Source organism: Paenibacillus hemerocallicola (assembly GCF_006265175.1).
Classification (GTDB): domain Bacteria; phylum Bacillota; class Bacilli; order Paenibacillales; family NBRC-103111; genus Paenibacillus_AB; species Paenibacillus_AB hemerocallicola.
This window is the reverse complement of the sequence record NZ_VDCQ01000002.1, coordinates 57,425-77,000: the sequence shown is the minus strand read 5'-3', so window position 1 is coordinate 77,000 and position 19,576 is coordinate 57,425. Positions and strand designations below refer to the sequence as shown.

Genomic DNA, 19,576 nt, shown 5'->3' with positions numbered 1-19,576 from the left:
AAAACGGTCGGCCTCGCCAAGGAACAAGCAGTTCCTTCAGGCGCTGGGCCGGCCGTTTATTCTACGATGGGACCGTAAAACTGATGCTCGACTTTTTCCACGTCTTCGTCGTATTTCGCATGGGTGGCTTGGAGCAGCCGTATGAACGTCGTATCGAGCTCCCGTTCCATCAGCTCGAGCCCCGCTTCGATTATGCCGCCGGGGACCGCGACCCGCTGACGCAGCGTTTCCGGGCTAAAGCCGCCTTCGTTCAGCAGTTTCCCGGTTCCGAGCACCATTTCCGAGGCTAACCGGGTCGCTTCTTCCCGCGATACGCCGGTTACCTGTACCGCGGCGTCGACGAGCTTTTGCACGAAATAGGCGAGGAACGCGGGACCGCAGCTGGAAATGTCCGAGGTAACGCGGGTAAACCGCTCGGATACGCGAACCGGCTTGCCTATCATGCCGAGCATCCACTCGAGCGATAGCCGGTCTTGTTCGTCGATACGTTCCCCGTAAATGCACAATACCGCACCGCTCAGCACGCCGTTCGTAATGCTGGGGATGACTTTGGCTACTTTGCAGGGAAGAGCGGACTCCAGATGCTTAAGCAGCACCGGACTCGTAATCGAGATGACGGTCGTATCCGGTGTGACGAAAGGCTTGATTTCGTCGATTACGGCTTTGAAAACGAGCGGTCTCACGCACACGAAGACAGTCCCGCAAGTCGAAGCGACTTGCAGGTTCGAGCGGGCGACCGTCAAACCCGGGTATTTGGCGGCAAGGCGTTCCGCTTTATCCTGCGACCGGTTGCTTGCTATGATCGACGACGGCTGCAGCGCCCCGGATCGTATGAATGATTCGATAAGCACGGTACCCATGCTGCCCGTTCCGATAAATCCAATCTTCATGCCGCGATCCCTCCCGAAGAAGTAGACAGTATCTTTCATTTATGGATATGCGAAGGTCGCCGCCGTTATGACGCGATCCACAAATCGTACGAGGAGGGAATGAATGGGAGAGACAAAACTTGCTCCGCGCATTACGGCCGCGGCGATTTGGGCCGCTTTGGCGCTGCTGCTGTGGACGACGGGGTGGCTGATTCAGGGAAGAGGCGGCAGCGGGGACGCTTGGCCGGTGCGAAACGCCGAATTGTCAGCCCTCTTTGCCTTCCATGACCAGGCGGAAGCCGCCGCCGCCATTCCCGCTCCGCCGAATTCGGGTCCGGGGAAGGCTGCGGAACCTGCTGCAGCCGCAGAGGTCCAAGCCAAAGTCGCGGATTCGACCGCGCAAGAGAAAATGATCGATCTTAATCGGGCATCGGTATCCGAGCTCGACAAGCTTCCCGGGATCGGCCCGTCGAAAGCGAAGGCGATCGTGGAATACAGGGAGAAGCAAGGGGCTTTCCGGACGATCGAGGAGCTGAAGCAAGTAAAAGGGATCGGCGACAAAACGTTCGATTCGTTGCTACCTTTTATTACAGTAGAGAAGTAAACCGCTTTACCTTTTATTTTGGCAAAAAATATGAGACAATGATAACGTTATTATTATCGGATATCCATAAGGAGGAACCCGTTACCCATGACCGAAGAACGCAAGCTTTCCTTGGAAACGTTGGCCGTCCATGCCGGCCAGGAAATTGATCCTACCACCCAATCGCGCGCGGTTCCGATTTATCAAACGACTTCATACGGCTTCCGCGACACCGAGCACGCAGCCAATCTGTTCGCGCTGAAAGAATTCGGCAACATTTACACCCGACTGATGAATCCGACCTCGGACGTATTCGAGAAGCGGATCGCCGCGCTGGAAGGCGGAGTCGGTGCGCTTTCCACGTCTTCCGGACAAGCTGCCATCACGTATTCGATCATCAACATCGCCGGAGCCGGCGACGAGATCGTAGCGGCCAGCAGCCTGTATGGCGGTACATACAATTTATTCGCGATTACGCTGCCGAAGCTCGGCATCAACGTCAAATTCGTGGATGCGTCCGATCCGGAAAATTTCCGCAAGGCGATTACGCCGAATACGAAAGCCTTGTTCGCCGAAACGATCGGCAATCCGAAGGGCGACGTCCTCGATATCGAAGCGGTCGCCAACGTAGCGCACGAGAACGGCATTCCGCTAATTGTAGACAATACGTTCCCGAGCCCTTATTTGCTTCGTCCGATCGAGCACGGAGCGGATATCGTCGTCCATTCGGCGACGAAGTTCATCGGCGGGCACGGTACGTCGATCGGAGGCGTGATCGTCGACGGCGGCAAGTTCGATTGGAAGGCGAGCGGTAAATTCCCGGGACTGACCGAGCCCGATCCAAGCTATCACGGCGTAGTGTATGCCGATGCAGTCGGTCCGATCGCATACATCATCAAAGCCCGCGTCCAATTGGCCCGCGATATCGGCGCGACGATTTCGCCGTTCAACTCGTTCCTGCTGCTGCAAGGGCTGGAGACGCTCCACCTGCGGATGGAACGGCACAGCTCGAATGCATTGGCCGTTGCCAAGTTTCTGGAAACCCACCCCGGCGTGGAATGGGTCAGCTATACCGGCTTGGAAAGCCATCCTTCGTACAAGCTCGGACAAAAATATTTGCCGAAAGGGCAAGGCGCGATCATGACGTTCGGCATCAAAGGCGGCGTGGAAGCCGGCCAGAAGGTGATCAACAACGTGAAGCTGTTCTCGCATCTCGCCAACGTCGGCGATTCGAAATCACTCATCATCCATCCGGCGAGCACGACACACAGCCAGCTGGAAGGCGACGAATTGCTCTCGACCGGCGTAACGCCGGGCATGATCCGTTTGTCCGTCGGTACGGAAGGCATCGACGACATTTTGCACGATTTGGATCAAGCGATCCGGGCCAGCCAGCAGTAATGGGTACCCGGCCATGAGCAGACGCAAAGATTGGGACACCTACTTCATGGATATCGCCTATATGGCTTCCACCCGCTCGCAATGCTCGCGCCGCCGCGTCGGAGCCGTTCTCGTGCAAGGCAAGAAGCTGCTCGGTTCGGCCTACAACGGCGCGCCGATGGGCGTACCGGACTGCTCCGAAGCCGGCTGCATGCTTGTGGAGGAGTTCGAGGTGAAGCTGGTGGAGGGCCGCGAAGAAATGGTGAAGAAGCAGCGGTGCATACGTACCATTCATGCGGAGCAAAATCTGCTGCTGTTCACCGATCGTAGCGACCGGGAAGGCTCGACCGTATACGTCACCGATCAGCCATGCTGGACGTGCGCCAACATGCTGGCGAACAGCGGCGTGGTCGAAATCGTCTACCATCGGCCCTACCCGAAAGACAAGGAAAAGGTAACCGAAATGATGGTTACGCGAGGGATCCGGTTTCGCCAATTGGCGGACTACGCGCCCCCGGCCGGCACGATCAGCGAGGTTACGAACTAGTCCAATAATTATAGCTGTAAAGTGGGGAAGCACCTCCTTCTAGCGAAAGGGGTGCTTTTTGCTTTGAATCCGTATAGCGTCACGAAGCGTCCGTTGACCGTATTGGCCATTGTTTGGGTTGCGGGTACGGCGATCGGAAGCAGACTGCCTCCCGGCATGCTCTCATGGAAAATGGCCGTGCTTGCTGCAGCGCTCGCCATTATGATGGCGCTGCTAGCGATTCCGGGCCGGCGTACGATCGGCTTGCTGCTGCTTCTGGTGGCGGCCGCGGCTTATTATCAGGGCTACGACGCGAAAAATGTGTCGACCATTCCGCATACTCCGCTCGTTGCCGGGGATGAAGGCGCGGCCGAGACTTCGATGGAGCGGCAGGCGATTATTTACGGTTCGATCGCCGGGCGGGTCAATGTGGACGGGGACAAAGTTTCATTTGCCCTGAAAGCCCATACGATCGGATTCGAGGGGACGGATTCGGCTAGCGTGAACGATACGGTACAAGTTTCGATTCGTTTGCTGAAGCAGGAAGAGCAGGCACGGGCCGCCGGATGGGGGCGGGGCGACGAGATTGCGCTGCCGGGGACTCTGAAGCGGCCGGAGCCGCCCCGGAATTTCGGGGGCTTCGATTACCGGCTGTATTTATACCGCAAGCATACCCATTGGCTGCTGTCCGTTAAAGGTCTGGATGACGTACGAACCGGACAGATTGAAACGCCGGAGGTATCCTCTGAGCGGCAGGCAGACATACCGGGAGGTAGAACGGCATTTGACGCGGCCATTCCCGACGTTACCCGCCTACTCCGCTGGAACGACGATTTGCGCTATCGATTGGGCAACGTATTCGATCGGCTGTTCGGGAAAGAAGGAACCGATTCCGGCTACTTGAAAAGCTTGGTATTAGGTCTGACCGACGATATGGACCCGGAGCTGTACCAGCAGTTTTCGCAGCTTGGGCTGACCCATATATTGGCCATATCCGGACTTCACGTCGCGGTTTTCGTGGCGGGCTGCATGTGGCTGCTGAGACTGTCCGGATTGACTCGCGAGAAAATCATAGTGATAACTATGGTGCTCGTCCCTTTTTATATCGCCGTTTCCGGAAGTTCGCCATCCGCGGTCCGTGCCGGAATCATGGCCATGATCGGTCTATATATGGCCCGACGGCGAATATGGAAGGATGCATTGAACGTCATCGGGCTGGCCGCTGTCGTCATGCTGCTGTGGGAGCCGTACTATTTGTACGACGTCAGCTTTCAGCTGTCATTTCTCGTGACGCTTGGCTTGATCGTAGGGGTGCCCCGGTTCTCGTCGCTGCTCCCGATCCGATCCCCTTCCGCGAACTCGCTGCTGTCCGTGACGATCGTCGCCCAGCTCATTTCGTTTCCGATTACCGTTTATTATTTCAACGGCGTGTCGCTGCTTTCCGCATTCGCCAATTTGCTGCTGGTCCCGTTCATAAGCCTTGTTGTGCTGCCTATAGGGACATTCGCGTTGATAGCCGGTCTCGTATCCGTACATGCGGGCGCTCCGATCGGATGGATCGTATCCAAAATCAACGCCGCGACCTTTTGGCTGATCGATTTTGCCGCGACACACGATCCGCTACGGCTTGTATGGCCAAAGCCTTCTTTGCTGTGGGTTGGCGCTTACTACTTGCTGCTGTGGGGCGTATATGCAGGTACGGTCAAATGGAAGGAAGAAAACAAGCCGCCTGCCGCCTGCGCCGCAGTGGCCGTAATGATCGTTTTCCTATGGTACGGATATGATCCGCATCGGTTCGATCGTACGGGAAAAGTCCAATTTATCGATGTCGGCCAAGGCGATGCCATTCTCGTACGAACGCCTCAAGGACGCCATATGCTGATCGACGGAGGAGGGACATTGATGTTCCGGAAGCCGGGAGAGGAGTGGAAGGAGCGGAAGGACCCTTACGAGGTCGGGAAAAAGCTGCTCGTTCCGCTGCTGAAGCAGCGAGGCGTCCACCGTATCGATCTGCTTGTCGTCAGCCACCAGGATCAGGATCATATGGGCGGTCTGCAAGCTGTCGTCGAACAGATCCCGGTGCGTAAAGTGCTCATGAACGGGACGTGGAAAGGGAATGAGTCGTCGCGCAATCTGTTTGAGACGGCAATGACCAAAGGGGCCGATGTCATTACGGCCCCGGAGGGAGGCCGTTTAGCGCTGGATCGATTTACGGAGCTGTTCGCGTTAAATGTGGGAGGAGAACGGTCACTCCGGCTGGCGAAGGAACAAAACAGCGAGTCCGTCGTACTGCTTATGCGAATGTACGACTCCCGGTTTCTGTTCACGGGGGACATGAGGGCGGACAACGAGGAGAGCTTGCTTGCCCATCTGCAAGGAGCTGGAAAAGCGGGTCTTGGCGCCGGTGACGTCGGTGTAAAACCTCCGGTAGACGTGCTGAAAGTAGCCCACCACGGCAGCAAAACATCGACGACCGACGAATGGCTGACTTATTGGAAGCCGAAAGCTTCCGTTATTTCCGTCGGTCTGAAGAACGTATACGGCCATCCGAATCCGGGGGTATTGGAACGGCTCGAGCGGTCCGGGACCGATATACGCCGCACGGATCGCGATGGCGAGATCGTATTTACAGTAACGGATAAAGGATTGAACATCGATAAGAAGCTCTAACAATGGGAACGTCGGGAGTTCGATCTTGCCGCCCGATAGGTTGCGAAACCGGAATTTCTGTCCGGGCGAATAGCGACCAGAGAAACGTACGGTACTGGGGGTGTCCTTGACCAGCAAGGTAAAGCCATATAAATTTGAAAGGGGCCCTTTTAAAGTCATTACGGCCGGACAGCTGCAAGAAGGGTTCGATATTGCCGGCGTCGGCCGAATTGAGGAACGGGGGAGAGCCATGATAAAACATTTATACATCAACGGACAATGGAAAGAGGCGGCTTCCAATATGGAGCTTACCTCTCCATTTACAGGCGAGGTAATAGCGAAGGTCGCGCAAGCGGATGAAGCGGATACGGATGAAGCCATTCAGGCCGCAAGGGCGGCCGCGGTCGCAATGGCATCCATGCCGGCCCATCGACGTTCCGCTATTCTGGAAAAAGCCGCCTCGCTGCTCGAGGATCGCAAAGAGGAAATGTCGCGCATTCTGGCTTTGGAGGCGGCCAAGCCGATTAAAACAGCACGCGGTGAAATCGCCAGAACGATCCAAACCTATACATTTTCCGCTATGGAAGCATGCCGGATTCATGGGGAAACGGTACCTTTGGACGCGGCGCCGGGCGGGGAAGGGCGTATCGCCTTTACTTTGCGCAAGCCGATCGGCGTAGTCGGGGCGATTACTCCGTTTAACTTCCCGTTCAATCTGGTAGCACACAAGGTCGGTCCGGCTATTGCGGCGGGGAATACGGTAGTGTTGAAGCCGGCAAGCCAAACGCCGCTTTCCGCTCTTGCGCTCGCCGACATATTCGCGGAAGCGGGACTTCCCGCAGGAGCGCTCAATATCATTCCCGGCAAAGGCTCCATTGTGGGCGAGAAGCTGGTCAAGGACCCCCGCATTGCCGCGATTACGTTCACGGGCAGCCCGGATGTCGGTATCGCCATGAAAAACAAAGCCGGCTTGAAGCGCGTCACGCTTGAACTCGGCTCCAACTCCGGCTTGATTATCGATGATACGGCAGACATTACGCAAGATCTGGTCGACCGCTGCGTTCTTGGAGCTTTCGCATTCAGCGGGCAGGTGTGTATATCGATCCAGCGTATTTTCGTTCACGCGGTCAAATTCAATGAATTTGCCGAGCGGTTCAAGGAAGCGACGGAAAAACTCATTGTGGGCGATCCGTTCGATGAGCATACCGACTTGTCCGCGATGATTTCGGTCAAGGAAGCGGAGCGCATGCAGGAGTGGGTTGACAGCGCCGTTGCCCGGGGTTCTGTCGTGCTCACAGGAGGGGAAGCCATACGGCCCGGTGTTTTTCCGCCGACGATATTGACGAATGTGCCAAAGCAAGAACCGGTATCGTGTCAGGAAGTGTTCGGCCCGATTGTTACGCTGTCCGCATTCGATACTTTGGATGAAGCCATTCATGCCGTCAATGACTCCCGCTACGGCCTTCAGGCGGGTATTTACACCCGTGACATCCAAGCCGCGATGCGTGCTGCGGAGCAGCTTGAAGTCGGCGGAGTGATGATTAACGACTTTCCCACGTTCCGTGTCGATCATATGCCGTACGGCGGCGTAAAGGAAAGCGGCTTCGGCCGAGAAGGCATCAAGTATGCGATAGAAGAGATGACGGAGTTAAAGCTGATCAGCATCAAATTGTAGAAGCTGCCACACCGCAAAGATTGCCCAGGACATGGTTCGTCCTGCGGCAATCTTTTTTCGTTCAAGAAATGCAAACAAAACGGCTGTGCGTGCAAAGACTGGCAGCGGGGAAATCAAGTATTTTATTGGTGTACCGGTACTGCATTTATTGGGACGAGGGAGTGGAACAGCGAATGAAAGTTCGGATAGGCGTAATCGGGGTAGGGGGACAAGGAAAAAGTCATATCGACAAATTGCTCCAGGTCGAGAACGCGGAGGTGGCGTCTGTCTACGATGTGAATCGGGAAACGGCCGAACGGGTCGCGCGCGAAATCGGCGCAACCGCAGCAAACAGCAGCGACGAGCTGCTGGATAGCGGAAGGATTGATGCCGTCATCATCTGCGCACCGCAGTTTGCGAGGGAGGGCTTGGAAGAAACCGCGGCCGCCAGAGGCATTCACCTTATGGCAGAGAAGCCGTTGGGGCTCGATCTGGACACGGTTCGGGCCAAGGCGAAGGTCATCCGCGAAGCGGGGGTCATTCATGCCGCCGGCTACTGTCTTCGTTATCTGGACACGGTGCAACGGGCCAAGAAATATTTAGAGAGCCGGCCCGCGCATATGATACAGGTGCATCGAATCGGCAGCGCCAAAAATTGGCCGAAATGGATGCGGCAACAGCATTTATCGGGGGGCAACATGGTAGCCGGCGTGACCCATCAGATCGACCTTGTCCGGTTTCTGGGGGGAGAATTTCGCCAAATGTCCGCCCAGTTTAACCGGCTGCCGCACCATTCGAAAGATCCGGAGGATACGATTATCGACTCGGGAGCAGCCGCTTTCACGATGGAGAGCGGAAGCATCGGCACGATCGGCGAATCGGTAGCGTCGCTTTTCTATTCGAATGCGGAAGTTAATTTCATCGGCTATGATTATTTCCTGCAGCTTAGCAGCAACGGAACCGTAATGACGATCGTCGACGAAAACGGGAGCAGAACGGAAAAAGCAGCCGTTAATATGATGTACGAGCAAAGCAAGGCGTTTGTCGACGCCGTGGCAAACAACTCCCAGGAGCTTGTGCTAAGCAGCTATACGGATGCGGTGCGGACGATGGCGGTTACGATTGCGGCGACGCAATCGGCTGAGGATCAAACCTTATTTACGCTGCAATACGACGATATGCAGCCATGAAAGGGAACCGGAGGGGATCCAAATGACATTGCGGTTTGTTGTAGCAGGCACCGGCTGGGTGGCAGGAGAGTATTGGAAGGCCATCACGGCTTGCAAGGATGCGGAACTATACGGGGTATTCAGTGGCAATGCGGACTATGCGCGGTCCAGAATGACCGAACAAGGCATCGACGCCCGGCTCTTCACCCGTTTCGAGGATGCGGTTCAAGATCCGCTTGTCGATGCCGTCGTGCTTTGTTCGATGCCCGACGTCCGAATGGAGCAAGCCGTATTGGCCGCACGGCACGGCAAGCACCTTGTGATCGAGAAGCCGATTGCGATGAACCGGCTGGAGCTCCGGAAGATGGCCGAAACATTGGAGAAGCACCCGGTACGTACGGTCGTCAGCTTCGTTCTGCGTTGGAACGAGTCGTTCGATACGACGAAGGCGCTGATCGATGACGATGCGATCGGCCGTATCGTTATGGCGCAGATCGACTATTGGCACCACGTCGGTCCGCAGTATGGGCTGTACAAATGGTGCCGTACGAAACAATATGGCGGCAGCAGCATGATAGCCGCAGGCTGCCATGCAGTCGATGCCATCCGCTACTTTGCAGGCGAAATAATGGAAGTGAGCGCTTACGGCTGCCAGTCGCGTACAAATTCCGAGTATGAATTCGATCCGAATACGATCGCCGTATTCAAGCTGAAGAACGGCGGTATAGGAAAGGTATCGGTTTCGATCGAATGCGCGACGCCGTACAAATTCAACGTTCACCTGCTTGGGGAAAAAGGGACGATTCTCAACAATCAATTGTACAGCCATAAATTTCCCGGTCAGACGGATTACGCGACGATTCCGACCGTTCTTCCGGATAACGGAGATGTAGCGCACCATCCGTTCTCGCGCGAGATCGATGAATTCGTAGAAGCGATAGCCGCGGGAACGAAAACGCGCTGCGACTTTTTCGATGCTTACAAAACGATGGAGGTTTGTTTCGCCGTCGACGAATCGATAGCGACAGGCGCAAGCGTGAAGCTTCCGATGGAAAGGATGGGATCGCTATCGTGAAATTGGCATGCATGACGCTTCCTTATTCCCAGTTTTCGTTTGAGCGGGCATTGGATGGAATTGCCCGGGCCGGCTTTCGTTACGTCGGCTTCGGTTGGCCTCATGAAGGCAAGGACGTCCCTGACGAAACCGGCGAGGGAACGGTGCCGGAATTGCAGAGGCTGTTTGCGGCTTATAAGCTGGAGCCTGTCATGTTGAGCGGGTTTCGGCAATTTGCCCCGGGTCAGCCGCTCGAACGGGCGCTCCGATGTTTGCAGACGGCCAAAGATCTGGGAATCAAGGAAGTGCTCTCGGCGGGTACTTGGAACTACCGCGCATTTCCGGACGAGCCTTTGCCGGAAGCGGACGCGGAACGTATGCACCGAGAATATGTAGCCCAGTACAAGCAAGTCGGGGCTATGGCCGAGGCTCTGGACATGATCGTCACTGTCAAACCGCATTCCGGCAATACCGCAACAGCGGCGCATATTATGCAAACGCTGCGGCAAATCGGTTCGCCGAATATAAGAGCCGGCTACGATCCCGGCAATGTGCACTATTACGAAGGCATCGACGCCGAGGCCGATTTCCGGCAGATCGCCGGGCAAGCGTACTCGATCATTGCCAAAGACCATCGCGGAGCGAAGGCCGATCTCGACTTCCCCGTACCCGGCACCGGAGATGTCGGCTTTCCCGGAATGTTCCGCATGTTGCGTGCAGCCGGTTTCGACGGCACCGTGATGGTAGAGCGAGTCGATGGTCCGAACGATCCGGAATTAATCGACCGACGATTGTCCGAAACGCGGAGAAGCCTGCGGCAGCTGTTGGTCAACGCCGGCTTCGAGCCGGATTAATCAGGTCGCTAGCCATAGCGGAGGAGGAATTATATGGATCGATGGAGATTCTGCAGGCTGCCTCTGGTAAGCATGAGCTTGATTATGCTTGCAACGGCCGGCTGTTCGGGCAAAAACGGAACCGACGTCGTCGCGACTAATCCGGATAAGCCGCCGGAACCGGTAACGTTAAAGCTGTACGATGCCGGAGGCTATTTTACCGATCAGGATTTTCAGGAATTGATTGCGGGACCGACTAAGCGAAAATACCCTCATCTCACAGTGGAAAGAACGGTGAACGGGGACCTGCCCAAGCTGGTGGCGGCGGGGGAAACGATCGATTTCTTCGTTACTTGGCATGGCGCAATGAATACGCTCAAACCGCTCGGTCTGTACGGGGATATAACTCCGTTGGCGAAAAAACATAATTTCGACTTAAACCGGTTTATTCCCCAAGGCTTGGAGCAGCTGAGGGAAATTTCGGACAAAGGGGAATTGTACGCCCTTCCGTATGCAACGATAATAAGCGTACTCTACTACAATAAAGATATATTCGATAAATTCGGTGTTGCTTATCCGCAGGACGGCATGACCTGGGACAATGCGATCGACTTGGCGAGAAAGGTCACGCGGCACGATGGCGGTGTCGATTATCAAGGAATGGACGTTCCCGGACTGTATATGCTGTACCCGCTGTCTCCCAATTTCGTCGATCCGAAAACGGATAAAGCGATGCTTCCCGACTTGGAGACGTACAAAAAAGCGTTCGAAATGGGCAAACGACTGTATGCGATACCGGGGAACGCTTACGAACCGGGAAGGGCATCGAGCCAATTTATCAAAAAAAGAAATTTGGCGATGCTGGCGGACGAAAACCGTTTCCTGCTATTGAGGGAGACGGCCGGCTTGAACTGGGACGTCGCCCAGTACCCGAGTTATAAGGAACAGCCGAATACAGGCCTGTGGAATACGATGCACGTCATTATTCCGATCCAGACGAGCAAGCACCGCGATGATCAGATGCGCGTCATGGAAGTGCTGTTCTCGGATGAGGTGCAGGAGATATTGGTCAGGAAAACGGCTAGAGTATCCGCATTGAAAGATCCGAAGTTCAAGCAAATGTTCGGCATGGATATACCCGAGCTGCGAGGCAAGCGGCTCGAGAGCATATTCAAAAGCACGAATGCCCCGATTCCTTTGACTTCCATATACTACTCCAAGGCAAGCAGCCTGCTGACTGCCGAATACATCAACGCGGTGACCGATAAAAAAGATGTCAACACTGCGCTGAGAGACGCTCAGGAGCAAATCCAGAAATATGTGGAGTCGGAGAAAAAGAAGTAGTACCGTATGGCATCCTCCGATCAAACGATACAAAATGAAATCGCTTACATGTTGTACTGATGATGTACGATCAGGGCCCCGAATGGCGAATGATTGCCGGGGCTCTCTTTTAATTGCTCCCGGACTCCCTTCATGATTCAGAACGCTCTCGCTTTAACCGTCTTGGCGTATTCGGTCGGCGTCATTCCGATTTCATTCTTGAAATGCCTGGAGAAATAATGGACGCTGCTGTAGCCCAGCACTTCCGATATTTGCGTCATGTTGTATTTCTCGTCCCGAACCATAATTTTTGCTTGTTCGATTTTCAGCCGATTCCAATATTGTTTAATGCCCATCCCGGCTTTCTCCTTAAACAGTTTCTTCAGGTGGGATTTGCCGATATGGAATTTATTGCTCAGTTCCTCCAAATTAAAGTCGGCGGAAAGGGAGTTCTGCAAATAACAACGGATATCGGCAAACAATTCCCCTTCCATTTTTTCTCGTGCGGGCGAAGAAAGGGTATGCGCGGTCTCCATTAAAGAATATCTGCGAATTAACGAAATCAATAGTTTTTCGAATCCTATTTTGATTAGCTGCTCGCTGCCGAACGGGGTTTCGCCTTTTCTGAGAAGGGTGTGCTCGGTAGGGGAGGTGGTATCGATGCGAGGTTCGAACGTACGCAAGCCTTCATTGACGACCTCGGATAAAATGTTGCGTTCCTGCTCGGTCAAACGAAAAACCTTGTCTTCGAAGAAGCTCATATGAGGGGAAACGCAATAAAAACAAACATTCACTGCATTGGGAGCTGCGTCGTTTACAGTCTGAATACTATGAAACATGTTCGGCTTATGCAGCATCATATCGCCCTGCTTGAGATGGAAATCCCGATTGTAGGCGAAGATCTGGACTTCTCCCTTATCGATGTAGCAGAGCTCCCAGAAATCATGCGCCTCTCCGGAAAAAATAAAATCTTTGGACAGCTCATGATAATGGAATGAAATCAATTTCTTGACGACCACCGCTTCCTGCAAGGTGAACGTTAGGAACTCCATGACTATCCCCCCATGTAAATCGATTCGACATAAGAGCCTGGTTTCCTCGGAAAAAGTTGGAAGTGTCAGTCGCTTTTCCATCTTCTGGATAGGATATTTAAGCTTATTGTACTGGAGCGGCGAACGTCCATCAACATATATTTCAACGGTCAGACGGGGGGGCGCGCGGCGTGGACGAACCGAAGCCGTCATATGTAGTAGTCCCGACTGGATGCGAAACGGAACCGCAAAGACCCTGACCGATCGGCCAGGGTTTTTGCTTATTTACTGTAACGCTTCTTTTATGCCTCGAAGCCGTCTTCCGTCTCCGAATCTTGTTCCCGGCTTGCGGCCACTACTTTCGGGTCCGCTTCGCTTCCGCCTATTATTTCTTCAGCAGCCTCGGTTTGCCGGGCAAGCTGTTCCTCGATTTGGCCGATTCCGTGTGCTTCCTGCTGTTGTTTGTTTCTTGTCACGGATAGATCTCCTCCTTCGTTCGTCGGTTATGGAAATGACCCTACATACGATGTGCAGAACGAGCCGGATGTATGCAGCTATATGTATCGGGGATTGTAAAAACTGTTTTCCGCTCGAGGTTAATAATGGTAACGGTGGAGAATAGTAAAGGGGAGATGAAGACAACACGAATCCATCGAAGGAGGGGCCCTCTATGAGCTATCGAATGACTTTGCAGGCGGATGCAGGCCAGTTGACCGGGCATTTCGGCGTCACTCAGGTGCTGGCCTATTATGAAAGAGGCCTCGAACGGTGCCCGACCGAGTACATTGCCGCCATCTGCGCGAAAGGAAAAGAACGGGTACTGGACGAATTCCGTTGGGGACTGCTGCCTTTCTGGGCAAGAAATAGCGTGCAGGCGGACGGATTGTCGATCCTGACCAACCGATCGTTCGACTATTTGTTGAGGCGTCAGCGCTGCGTCATCCCGTGCAGCTCCTATTACCGGTTCGTACCCGAGCAGCGGAAACGGAAGGCGGAGCGAATTTTGCTCCATAAAGGGATTTCGCTCCCTATGGCGGGGGTTTACGATGTCCGGATCAGCCCTCTGGGAGAAGAGTTGCGCACCTGCACGATTTTGACAACAAGATCTTCGGCCCCCGGACGGGAGGAGGACGTACCGATGCTGCTCGGACCGGAGCAAATCGATGCATGGCTCTCCTCGGATCATTTGGACAAGAGGAGCATTCGAGATCTGGTGGAACGTGTAGCCGATGCCCAACCGAAATCGTTGCTGTATGCAGCAGGAGAACCCGTCGATGCCGGTGGAGATGGCGAATTGCAGCCATTCCCGGCATGATGTGCCATATCCCGTCCCTAATGCACGAGGGGCGGGATATTTTTCATGACTGCATCACGCATTGTCCTTCAGAGCAGAACAGGCAAGTTTTTCGTTCTGATGGCCGGCGGGTATGGTATAATGAGATTACTTCCTTGGGCCGAACATACACGAAGGTATCCTAGCGTGAAACGGATTGATCTCAGTATGAGCGAAGCTAATCGGCGCAGACGTGAAAGCATAAAGCTGGATCAAATGATGCGCGTTTTGTTCGGTTTATCCAAAAAAGTTATGGTTCCGCTGCTTGGTGGCTTATTTGGCGAACGATTCGCCAGCGATCAGGTGACGATCCAGTATGGCAACGGGAAATTTGTCGACCATAAGCTCGGCCAGATTGAAGGGAACCTATTCATTACGGTACGTACGGCGGATGGCAAACAGTATTCCTAACACATTGAATTTCAGACGCATAACGACGGGCAAATGGTTATTCGCATGTTCCGATACAGTTTCGAGAAAGCGGTCGAGCTGGCGCAAGCCGAAGGTCGGATAGATGCCGGAGATAAGACGACGGCAAATGGAAAGAGCTTGCCTGTCATCGAATTTCCGCGGCAGCTTGTCATTTTTATAGAAGAAAATCAAAGCATCGATGACCATCTTGCCTTTCTGCTGCGAATGCCGGACGGTCAAGAGATGGAGTACCGCGTGCCTGTATTGAAGTATTGGACATATAGTGCCGAACAGCTAAAAAATCATAACTTGTATGCATTGCTGCCCCTGCAAGTATTCAACTCTCGAAAGCGGATGAACGCTATTTATGAAAGCAGCCGTTTGGACAGCGAGAAAAGCGTTTTGATGACCGAGCAATTTCAGCAGCTGAAGGTTACGATTCAAAACACGTTGGACGTTCTGAAAGACGTGCAGCAGGAACAGAAAATCGGTACAGGCGATATGGATCGAATATTACGCGTTTTGCATAGTATTACCGACTATTTGTATACCCGTTACGGCCAATACGAAGCCGTTCGCGAGGAGGTGCACGCGATGATCAAAACCTGGATCGACCCGAAGGTCAGGGAAGAAGGGATCAAGGAAGGAATCAAGGAAGGAATCAAGGAAGGAATCAAGGAAGGTAAGCATCAGAAATCGGTAGAGATTGCCCGAAACTTGTTTTCTCTCGGAGCCAGTACCGAAATGATCGTCAAAGCGACGGGCTTGACTGAAGAGGACGTAGTGAAACTGAACAAATGAACCGCTCGTACATTTGACACCGAGGCGCGGAAATGATATAAAATGATCAAACGTAATCCCCTGAACATGCGAGGAAGGGAACCAGTAGCGCTTCGAATTCGGAGTCTCAGAGAGCCGGCGGTGTGGTGCAAGCCGGTACACGAACGAACGCGAAATACGTCCCGGAGCATCCGAACCGAAACCGTGCAAGCGGAAGGGAAGGACGGACAATCGGCCGTTACCCGATTCGAGCGGAAAATGCCTCCGAGCAGAGGTGTTTTCAATTAGGGTGGTACCGCGATGACTCGTCCCTGTCAACAACAGGAGACGGGTCTTTTTGTTGCTCAACAAAAGTGATGAGGAGAGATGCAAGTTGACTGAAACGCGATTGACCGTTGTGGCATTGCTAGAGGATTTGGAGTACCGGGGACTGATCTACCAAATGACCGATCGCGAAGGCTTGAAGCAGAAGCTGGAATCGGAACGCGTCGTCTTATACTGCGGCTTCGACCCGACTGCGGACAGCCTTCATATCGGCAGCCTTTTGCCGATCTTATGTTTGCGCCGTTTCCAATTGGCCGGACATCACTCGATTGCCCTTGTAGGCGGCGGAACCGGCTTGATCGGCGACCCGAGCGGTCGTTCCACGGAACGTTCGCTCAATACGGCCGACACGGTAGCCCAGTGGACCGACAGCTTGAAGCGGCAGCTGTCCCGGTTTCTCGATTTCGACTTGTCGGACAACCCGGCCAAGCTGATGAGCAACTACGATTGGCTCGCTCCGCTGGACGCGATCTCGTTTCTCCGCGATGTCGGCAAAAACTTCACGGTAAACTACATGCTGGCGAAAGATTCTGTCGACTCCCGTCTCGCGAACGGCATCTCGTTCACCGAGTTCAGCTACATGATTCTCCAGGCTTACGATTTCCATAAGCTGCACCAGGAGCATGGCTGTTCGCTGCAGCTCGGGGGCAGCGATCAATGGGGCAACATTACTGCCGGTCTCGATCTCATAGGCAAAATGGGCGGCGGGGACGCCTACGGCATTACGATGCCGCTCGTAACGAAAAGCGACGGCAAAAAATTCGGCAAATCCGAGTCGGGCGCAATCTGGCTCGACAGAAGCAAAACGTCCGCTTACCAGTTTTATCAGTTCTGGATTAATACCGACGATCAGGATGTAATCAAGTTTCTTAAATATTTCACCTTCCTGACTCGCGAGCAGATCGCCGAGCTGGAGTCTGAGCTGAAGGAGCATCCGGAAAAACGCGTCGCCCAGCGAGAGCTGGCCCGCGAGGTCACCCGGCTCGTTCATGGCGACGAAGCGGTGGAAAGTGCAGAGAACATTACGCAAGCCCTATTCTCCGGGGATGTGACGCAGCTGAACGAAGCCGAGCTCGTCGAGGCGCTGCAGGACATGCCTACGACCGTGCTGGACAATCAGCCGGAAGCCGGCCTGATCGACCTGCTCGTTTCGGTCAAAGCGGCGCCGTCCCGCCGTCAGGCGAAGCAGGATATCGAGAGCGGCGCGGTGTATGTCAACGGCGAACGCATGAGCGGAATCGACAGCATGATCAAAGAGGAGCACCGACTGCACGGCAAATATGTCGTTTTGCGGCGCGGGAAAAAAAATTATTATTTGGTCCGGTTTCAATAAATAGCGATTGAAGAGGAGCTCTCCTAAGCGGAGGGCTCTTGCTGCATTTGAACGATTTAGAATGCTTAAGTTCATTAAAGCGACACAACTTAAAAGCAATGCATGGTTAAAGCGAACAGCGACAGTCTGAACCAAAAAAACTACCGCTGAACCGGGGTCCCTCATCCTCGTTATTCGTCGATAGACGGTTTTCTTAACTTATAAGATTGCATATGTTTTGTTGGGACTGAAGGGTTATCCCGGTTATCCCTTCTAATGCGACATTAAAGACTTCTTATCTACATCGCGCGGAACATGTACTTCCGTTATTTTTTGAGAAGGGAACGATGAGTTCCTTTATTGCTTGCGAAAGGCGGGGAAACAGCAGAAACGGAACGATGAGTTCCTTTATTGGTGAAAAATGGCCCTCAAATGACCTTCAATCTGCCGATAAAGGAACTAATCGTTCCTCTACGCCCCATTTTAGCTGCTCTCCGAAGGAATAGCGGAACTTTTTGTTCCGCTTTGCTTGACCGATCAGAACGAATACCGACTCGAAGCGCGGTTGGAGCGGAATGAAGTCGAAGGAAGTTCGTAAGAGGTCAAGGGGAGTGGGTATTGGAGCGTAAAGTTCACGGTCCGCCTTTGAAATCGGGATGTTACCATTCAGTTCATCAAAACAACACGAAGGTTTTTCTTATTTGTTTTACAAACCCGTGAAAATAAACTAACATATAGGTCAGGAGCATACAATTAGAGTTTTGGCAGCCCGGAGGAGCAGGAAAGTGGAACAAATCATAAGCGACGATTATATGCTGAAAAATATGGCATGCTACAAAATCAAAGATTATGTGGCCGCCAATCGGCTTAAGCCCGGAGACAAGCTGCCGACCGAGAGAGACTTGGCATTGACCCTGGGGGTCAGCCGCCCCGTAATCAGGGAAGCGCTCGGTACGCTGGAAGCGCTCGGTTATATATACAAGAAGCGCGGAAAAGGGATTTTCGTTAAAGAAGCCGATCTCTCTTCTTTGTTTCAGGAAATGCTGTTTTTGTGGAGCAACATAGACAATCAATCGGACAACCTTCTTGAATTCAGAATCATACTAGAGCAAGCGGCGGTTGGACAAATCGTGGACCGGGCGGGCGCCGGGGAGCTGAAGCTGGATCGGATAGCCGGCCTGATCGAAGAAGCGGAACGAGCGCCTTTATCGAAAAAAGAGTTCGCCAAGCATGAATATAATTTTCACCGGGAGCTTCTCAGCCTGACCGGAAACCCCATGTTCATCCAATTGACCGATGTTATCAATAAATATTTCCAGATGATCGCAACGAAAAATATGGACAACGATAGTACGGTTGGGGTAGCGGAAAGCATCCAAGATCATCGTGCCATCGTGGAACTATTGAAAAGGAAAGACAAGAATGGCGCGGCCGGCAAAATTCGCGACCACTTAATGAAGCCGCTTATGGCAAAGTAGAAGGAACCCGAGGGCAGCTGATGCCGTGCTTCTCTGTAAAAGCCGTCTTCGGGCCATAAATCTGATACGGAAGAAACGGGTTGAATTTCACAACGCGATGTATTATATTAGGTAATACCATAGTATATATGAAAGGGGGTGAGCAGAACGCATGGAAACCTTGATCCGGAAATCGCTTAAAGATGTCGCGATCGAGAAAATCAAACAGTATATCGTCGAGCATAATCTGAAGTCGGGAGATCCGTTTCCGAACGAGAAAGAAATTATCGAGCTTCTTGGCGTAAGCCGAACCGTTGTACGGGAAGCTTTGAAATCGTTGGAGACGGTTGGCATACTCAAGCTTAAACCGGGAGACGGCATATTCGTAAGCGACGCGTCTCTGGAGCAATTGATGGATCAGTTCTATTTCCGCTGGTTTGGCAATCAGCAGAAGATGATGGAACTTCAAGAAATACGTACCATTCTGGAGGTTGTCGCCGTCGAGCTTGTTATACTGCGCGCTGATCCGAAGGCGCTGGAAGAGCTGGACGGATGGAACGATAAGATGGAGCAAGCGATCCGAAAATCACTGCCGCTTGTCGAGCAAGATATCGGATTCCACCGCACCTTGTTCAAGTTGACGAGCAATGAAACGTTTTACGAATTTAGCGAAGTCGTCAGCAAATTTTTTACGGAAGTGCGCCATAAACGACTTTCTTCCTCGGGTGGCCATGTAACGCTTGAGGATCATAGACGGATTACGCAGAGCATTAAAGAAAAGGATATCGGGCAAGCGAAGGACCATATGCTGAAGCACCTTGCGAAGTCCAGAGCTTTAAAGGAATCGGAGTAGGATACATCGGTATCCTTTTATTCAGGTATTACCAT

18 protein-coding genes and 1 other annotated feature are annotated in these 19,576 nt (G+C 53.3%); of the genes, 15 read left to right on the top strand and 3 right to left on the bottom strand.

Annotated features, from left to right (window positions below; genetic code table 11):
- Positions 1–56 precede the first annotated feature (56 nt).
- Positions 57–890 carry a late competence protein ComER gene (comER, locus tag FE784_RS01955; RefSeq protein WP_139600439.1) on the bottom strand — a complete coding sequence of 278 codons (834 nt, stop codon included), beginning with the start codon at positions 888–890 and terminating at the stop codon, positions 57–59.
- A 103-nt stretch (positions 891–993) separates the two neighbouring features.
- Here comER and FE784_RS01950 point away from each other — a divergent pair, with 103 nt between their 5' ends.
- The 9 genes from FE784_RS01950 (at position 994) to FE784_RS01910 (ending at position 12,061) form a co-directional block, all read left to right on the top strand.
- The gene (locus tag FE784_RS01950) at positions 994–1,473 is read left to right on the top strand and encodes a ComEA family DNA-binding protein (RefSeq protein ID WP_139600438.1); all 480 of its coding nucleotides are present in this window, start codon (positions 994–996) and stop codon (positions 1,471–1,473) included.
- 87 nt (positions 1,474–1,560) lie between these two features.
- On the top strand, positions 1,561–2,853 hold the full coding sequence (locus tag FE784_RS01945; RefSeq protein WP_139600437.1) for a homocysteine synthase: 1,293 nt from the start codon (positions 1,561–1,563) through the stop codon (positions 2,851–2,853).
- Positions 2,854–2,866: 13 nt separating this feature from the next.
- Positions 2,867–3,379 carry a deoxycytidylate deaminase gene (locus tag FE784_RS01940; protein ID WP_139600436.1) on the top strand — a complete coding sequence of 171 codons (513 nt, stop codon included), beginning with the start codon at positions 2,867–2,869 and terminating at the stop codon, positions 3,377–3,379.
- Positions 3,380–3,442: 63 nt separating this feature from the next.
- A complete protein-coding gene (locus FE784_RS01935; protein ID WP_246131863.1) occupies positions 3,443–6,028 on the top strand; it encodes a DNA internalization-related competence protein ComEC/Rec2 in 2,586 nt (861 codons plus the stop codon).
- Positions 6,029–6,257: 229 nt separating this feature from the next.
- Entirely contained in the window at positions 6,258–7,682 is a 1,425-nt protein-coding gene (locus tag FE784_RS01930) for an aldehyde dehydrogenase family protein (protein ID WP_139600435.1), read from the top strand.
- 173 nt (positions 7,683–7,855) lie between these two features.
- Positions 7,856–8,851, top strand: coding sequence for a Gfo/Idh/MocA family protein (locus FE784_RS01925; RefSeq protein WP_176705896.1), 996 nt, complete (start codon positions 7,856–7,858; stop codon positions 8,849–8,851).
- 22 nt (positions 8,852–8,873) lie between these two features.
- Positions 8,874–9,905 carry a Gfo/Idh/MocA family protein gene (locus FE784_RS01920; protein ID WP_139600433.1) on the top strand — a complete coding sequence of 344 codons (1,032 nt, stop codon included), beginning with the start codon at positions 8,874–8,876 and terminating at the stop codon, positions 9,903–9,905.
- Positions 9,902–10,738 carry a sugar phosphate isomerase/epimerase family protein gene (locus FE784_RS01915; protein ID WP_139600432.1) on the top strand — a complete coding sequence of 279 codons (837 nt, stop codon included), beginning with the start codon at positions 9,902–9,904 and terminating at the stop codon, positions 10,736–10,738. Before FE784_RS01920 ends, FE784_RS01915 begins: the two co-directional genes overlap by 4 nt.
- Before the next feature lie 33 nt (positions 10,739–10,771).
- Positions 10,772–12,061, top strand: coding sequence for an ABC transporter substrate-binding protein (locus FE784_RS01910; protein WP_139600431.1), 1,290 nt, complete (start codon positions 10,772–10,774; stop codon positions 12,059–12,061).
- 137 nt (positions 12,062–12,198) lie between these two features.
- Here the strand turns inward: FE784_RS01910 and FE784_RS01905 are convergent, their stop codons facing one another.
- Both FE784_RS01905 and FE784_RS40635 read right to left on the bottom strand, forming a co-directional pair.
- Entirely contained in the window at positions 12,199–13,092 is an 894-nt protein-coding gene (locus FE784_RS01905) for an AraC family transcriptional regulator (protein ID WP_176705895.1), read from the bottom strand.
- A 281-nt stretch (positions 13,093–13,373) separates the two neighbouring features.
- Entirely contained in the window at positions 13,374–13,547 is a 174-nt protein-coding gene (locus tag FE784_RS40635; protein WP_176705894.1) for a hypothetical protein, read from the bottom strand.
- A 194-nt stretch (positions 13,548–13,741) separates the two neighbouring features.
- Here FE784_RS40635 and FE784_RS01900 point away from each other — a divergent pair, with 194 nt between their 5' ends.
- The 6 genes from FE784_RS01900 to FE784_RS01875 all read left to right on the top strand — a co-directional run bounded on the left by FE784_RS01900 (position 13,742) and on the right by FE784_RS01875 (position 19,541).
- Entirely contained in the window at positions 13,742–14,386 is a 645-nt protein-coding gene (locus FE784_RS01900) for an SOS response-associated peptidase family protein (RefSeq protein ID WP_139600429.1), read from the top strand.
- Between the two features lie 165 nt (positions 14,387–14,551).
- The gene (locus FE784_RS01895) at positions 14,552–14,815 is read left to right on the top strand and encodes a hypothetical protein (RefSeq protein ID WP_139600428.1); all 264 of its coding nucleotides are present in this window, start codon (positions 14,552–14,554) and stop codon (positions 14,813–14,815) included.
- Between the two features lie 45 nt (positions 14,816–14,860).
- Positions 14,861–15,616: an RpnC/YadD family protein gene (locus FE784_RS01890; RefSeq protein ID WP_139600427.1), complete on the top strand. Its 756-nt coding sequence runs from the start codon at positions 14,861–14,863 to the stop codon at positions 15,614–15,616.
- Positions 15,617–15,678: 62 nt separating this feature from the next.
- Positions 15,679–15,911, top strand: a binding site (T-box leader).
- Between the two features lie 81 nt (positions 15,912–15,992).
- Positions 15,993–17,252: a tyrosine--tRNA ligase gene (tyrS, locus tag FE784_RS01885; protein ID WP_139600575.1), complete on the top strand. Its 1,260-nt coding sequence runs from the start codon at positions 15,993–15,995 to the stop codon at positions 17,250–17,252.
- A gap of 764 nt (positions 17,253–18,016) precedes the next feature.
- The gene (locus tag FE784_RS01880; RefSeq protein ID WP_139600426.1) at positions 18,017–18,709 is read left to right on the top strand and encodes a FadR/GntR family transcriptional regulator; all 693 of its coding nucleotides are present in this window, start codon (positions 18,017–18,019) and stop codon (positions 18,707–18,709) included.
- 151 nt (positions 18,710–18,860) lie between these two features.
- Positions 18,861–19,541, top strand: coding sequence for a FadR/GntR family transcriptional regulator (locus FE784_RS01875; RefSeq protein ID WP_139600425.1), 681 nt, complete (start codon positions 18,861–18,863; stop codon positions 19,539–19,541).
- Positions 19,542–19,576 lie beyond the last annotated feature (35 nt).

Excerpts from the sequence above, each read along its gene's own strand:
- comER (WP_139600439.1), bottom strand. The coding sequence starts at position 890 with ATGAAGATTGGATTTATCGGAACGGGCAGCATGGGTACCGTGCTTATC.
- FE784_RS01950 (WP_139600438.1), top strand. The coding sequence starts at position 994 with ATGGGAGAGACAAAACTTGCTCCGCGCATTACGGCCGCGGCGATTTGG.
- FE784_RS01945 (WP_139600437.1), top strand. The coding sequence starts at position 1,561 with ATGACCGAAGAACGCAAGCTTTCCTTGGAAACGTTGGCCGTCCATGCC.
- FE784_RS01940 (WP_139600436.1), top strand. The coding sequence starts at position 2,867 with ATGAGCAGACGCAAAGATTGGGACACCTACTTCATGGATATCGCCTAT.
- FE784_RS01930 (WP_139600435.1), top strand. The coding sequence starts at position 6,258 with ATGATAAAACATTTATACATCAACGGACAATGGAAAGAGGCGGCTTCC.
- FE784_RS01925 (WP_176705896.1), top strand. The coding sequence starts at position 7,856 with ATGAAAGTTCGGATAGGCGTAATCGGGGTAGGGGGACAAGGAAAAAGT.
- FE784_RS01920 (WP_139600433.1), top strand. The coding sequence starts at position 8,874 with ATGACATTGCGGTTTGTTGTAGCAGGCACCGGCTGGGTGGCAGGAGAG.
- FE784_RS01910 (WP_139600431.1), top strand. The coding sequence starts at position 10,772 with ATGGATCGATGGAGATTCTGCAGGCTGCCTCTGGTAAGCATGAGCTTG.
- FE784_RS01905 (WP_176705895.1), bottom strand. The coding sequence starts at position 13,092 with ATGGAGTTCCTAACGTTCACCTTGCAGGAAGCGGTGGTCGTCAAGAAA.
- FE784_RS01900 (WP_139600429.1), top strand. The coding sequence starts at position 13,742 with ATGAGCTATCGAATGACTTTGCAGGCGGATGCAGGCCAGTTGACCGGG.
- FE784_RS01890 (WP_139600427.1), top strand. The coding sequence starts at position 14,861 with ATGTTCCGATACAGTTTCGAGAAAGCGGTCGAGCTGGCGCAAGCCGAA.
- FE784_RS01875 (WP_139600425.1), top strand. The coding sequence starts at position 18,861 with ATGGAAACCTTGATCCGGAAATCGCTTAAAGATGTCGCGATCGAGAAA.